We start from the raw sequence: 3,189 nt of genomic DNA, 5'->3' as shown, positions 1-3,189 counted from the left end.
GCTATGCACGCCCTTGGGTCCTTTTTCGTCCCAGGAGGCGGGGGGGGGGGGGGGCGGCGGGGCCCGGGGGGGGGGCGCCCGGGGGGGGGCGGGGCGGGGGGGGGGGGCCATCACCGAGACCGGGTCGGCGTCCAGCTTCTGCTGGGGGCTGGGGGCGAACTTCACCGGCAGCTCGACCAGGTGGCGGGACATGATGTTGCCGACCCAGCGCAGCTCGCTCTCGCCGACGCCCAGCTCCAGGTCCGGCAGGCGCATCAGGAGCGCGTCGACGCCGACGTCGGCGATCGCCCGGCCGATGTCCTGTCCCGGGCACTCGTGGGGGCCGCCGCTGAAGGCGAGGTGGGCGCGGTTGCCGCCCATGTCGGCGTTCAGGTCGGGGCGGACGGTCGGGTCGGTGTTGGCCGGGGCGATCCCGACGAGCAGGGCGTCGCCGGCCTTGATCTGCTGGCCGCCCAGCTCGGTGTCGCCGACCGCCCAGCGTCCGAAGACGGCGGTGAACGGCGGCTCGTCCCAGAGGGTCTGCTCGACCGCCTCGGGAACGGTCATGTGCCCGCCGCTGAGCCGGGCGCGGAAGCGCGGGTCGATGAGGACCATGCGCAGCACGTTGGCGATGAGGTTGGCGGTGGACTCGTACGCGGCGATCAGGATGAGGCGCAGGTGTTCGACGACCTCGATGTCCGTCATCGTCGCGGGGTGCTCGACGAGCCAGCTGGCGAAGTCCGGCGCGGGGTCGGCGCGGCGGCGTTCCACCAGGCGCGTCAGCACGGCCACGATGTGGGCGTTGCTGGCGACGGCGGTCTCGGTGCCGCGGGTCATGTCGCGGGCGGCCTGGACGAGGCGCTCGTCGTACTCCTCCGGCATGCCGAAGATCGCGCACATCACCATCATCGGCAGGTGCTCCGCGAACTGGCTGACCAGGTCGGCGGTGCCCTTCTCGCAGAAGTCGTTGACCAGACGGTTACTGAAGCGGTTGATGTGGCGGCGCACGCCGCGGGTGTCGATGCGCTCCATGCTGTCGGTGACCGCGCCGCGCTGGCGCTCGTGCTTGGCGCCGTCGGCGAACACGCAGACGGGCTGCCAGGTGAAGATCGGGGCGAGCGGGTGGTCGGGGGCGACGCTGCCGTCCTGGAGGGCCCTCCAGCGCCGCGAGTCCCGGGAGAACTGGGACGGTGTACGGGTGAGGTGGAGGTTCTCGCTGTGGCCGAGGACGAGCCAGGCGGGTACGTCGCCGTGGAGCAGGACCGGGGCGACCGTGCCGTGTTCGGCGCGGAGCTTGTCGTAGAGGCCGGCCGGGTTGTTCTCCGCCTCGGGGCCGTAGAGCCGGCGCAGTCCGCCGGGGCCGATGTCGAGGTTGTGGGCCGGGCACTGGGGCGGGGGCACGGCGCCGGGTTCGTGGTGGAAGGGGCTTGTCACAGGGGCTCCAGGGATCAGGATTCCAAGGCTGGTGCACGGCTGCCGGGGCTGGTGCACATGTTCCGGGGCTGGTGGACGAGCGGGCGGGGCGTCCGGGCGCGGCCCGGGCCGGGGGGCGTACGCCGGTGGACTGCGCACGCCCCCGGCGGATGTCCGGTCGCCGGGCCCCGGGGACGTACGGCGTCAGGCGAGGGGGACGGCCAGGCTGTGCAGGTAGCGCATCAGGGTCATCAGCACATCGCGGCTGGAGGCCCGCATCCGGGCGTCGCAGTCGATCATCGGGACCTCGTCCGGCAGGTCGAGGGCTCTGCGCAGGGCCTCGACCGGGTGGTGCGGCGCGTCGGGGAAGGTGTTCACGGCCACCACGAACGGCACTCCGCGCTCCTCCAGCCGGCCGATGACGTCGAAGCTGACTTCGAGCCGTCTCGTGTCGATGAGGACGACCGCGCCGAGTGCGCCCTCGAAGAGGCCGTTCCACAGGAACCAGAAGCGCTCCTGGCCGGGAGTGCCGAACAGATAGAGGATCAGTTCCTCGCTGAGGCTGATCCGGCCGAAGTCCATGGCGACGGTGGTGGCGGTCTTCGTCTCCACCCCGGCGTTGTCGTCCACGCCGACGCCGGCCTGGGTCATGGTCTCTTCGGTCGTCAGGGGCCGGATCTCGCTGACCGAGCCGACCATGGTCGTCTTGCCGACGCCGAACCCGCCGACGATCACGACCTTCACCGCGGCGGTGGCCGTGGTGGGAAGGACGTCCTCGGTGCGTGGTCCGGTGATCGTGTCAGAGCTTCTGAAGTCCATGCATCACCGCTTCGAGAAGGGACCTGTCGGGGAGGGTGGCGCGGACGATCGGCGCGCGCGACTCGATCAGTTCGGTCGCGAGGAGATCGCTCAGGAGCGAGGTGACCACGCTGAACGGCAGGCTGAGATAGGCCGAGATCTCGGCGACGGACAACGGGGCCTGGCAGAGCCGCAGGATGGCCGCCTGCTCGGGCTGGAAGGTCGGCGAGGGCTCCGCCTGCGCGACGACCATCGTGACCAGGTCGAGCGCGGCCCGTTCGCTGTCGTCGAGATCGCCGGTGATCACGTACAGCCGTTCCGGATCGAGAAATTCCGGGTCGGCCTTGCGGCGTTCTCGTCGAGGTCCACTCATCCGGACTGCCCGCCGTGGCGGGGCGGGCTGGTCAGGTGGGCTCCGATCCGCACGACCATGTCCCGCATCCGGGCCCCGACGAGTCCGGCGTCGACGGTCTCGCCGGCCAGGACCGCGAGATACGCGCCGGTGCCGGCCGCCATCAAGTAGAAGAACCCGCCGGTGACTTCGATGACGACGAGCTTCATCAGGCCGTCGCTGTACGGGATCTCGGTGGCCACCGCGGCCGCCAGGCTCTGGAGCCCGGCGCAGGCCGCCGCGAGCCGGTCGGCGACGTCGGGGTCGCCGCCGTGCATCGCGATGCGCAGGCCGTCCGACGAGAGCACCACGATCTGGTGGATGCTGGGAACGTCGTCGGCCAGTTCCTTGAGCATCCAGTCCATGTTTCCCCGCTGCTGGATCACTTCAGGTCTCCCTTGTCCCACGCGTCATCGGAGTCTTCGCCGTGCTTTCGTTCCTGCGGTACGCCGTTGACGGCCTTGGTGAAGGCCTCCAGCCAGAGGCCGGGGGGCTTCTCCTCGCCGTGTCCGCCGTCCGTGGCGTCGCCCGGGCCGGGCGGGGGGCCGGGGGCGGGGGGGGGGGGGGGGGGGGGCTGCGGGGGGAGGTTGTGCGAGCCGAGCGGGGCG

Annotated in this window: 4 protein-coding genes and 1 pseudogene; all 5 read right to left on the bottom strand. The window is 71.7% G+C overall.

What is annotated here, in order from left to right; genetic code table 11:
- Positions 1–1,413: cytochrome P450 (locus tag JS521_RS34850; protein WP_307848006.1), on the bottom strand; the 1,413-nt coding region annotated here is incomplete at its 3' end.
- Positions 1,414–1,596: 183 nt separating this feature from the next.
- Entirely contained in the window at positions 1,597–2,211 is a 615-nt protein-coding gene (locus tag JS521_RS34845; protein ID WP_205086868.1) for a GTP-binding protein, read from the bottom strand.
- Positions 2,192–2,563 carry a DUF742 domain-containing protein gene (locus JS521_RS34840; protein ID WP_030076210.1) on the bottom strand — a complete coding sequence of 124 codons (372 nt, stop codon included), beginning with the start codon at positions 2,561–2,563 and terminating at the stop codon, positions 2,192–2,194. The genes JS521_RS34845 and JS521_RS34840 overlap by 20 nt, the downstream gene beginning before the upstream one ends.
- A complete protein-coding gene (locus JS521_RS34835) occupies positions 2,560–2,967 on the bottom strand; it encodes a roadblock/LC7 domain-containing protein (protein WP_006128841.1) in 408 nt (135 codons plus the stop codon). The genes JS521_RS34840 and JS521_RS34835 overlap by 4 nt, the downstream gene beginning before the upstream one ends.
- Positions 2,964–3,189, bottom strand: a pseudogene (locus JS521_RS34830) (ATP-binding protein); the annotation flags it as partial. The pseudogene JS521_RS34830 and the gene JS521_RS34835, both read right to left, overlap by 4 nt.

Source organism: Streptomyces durocortorensis (assembly GCF_016901035.1).
GTDB classification, from domain to species: Bacteria; Actinomycetota; Actinomycetes; order Streptomycetales; family Streptomycetaceae; genus Streptomyces; species Streptomyces durocortorensis.
The sequence above is the reverse complement of the archived record's forward strand: the minus strand, read 5'-3'. Positions and strand labels throughout refer to the sequence as shown.

What these genes read in the sequence shown, in the direction of transcription:
- JS521_RS34845 (WP_205086868.1), bottom strand. Translation starts at nt 2,211, where the DNA reads ATGGACTTCAGAAGCTCTGACACGATCACCGGACCACGCACCGAGGAC.
- JS521_RS34840 (WP_030076210.1), bottom strand. Translation starts at nt 2,563, where the DNA reads ATGAGTGGACCTCGACGAGAACGCCGCAAGGCCGACCCGGAATTTCTC.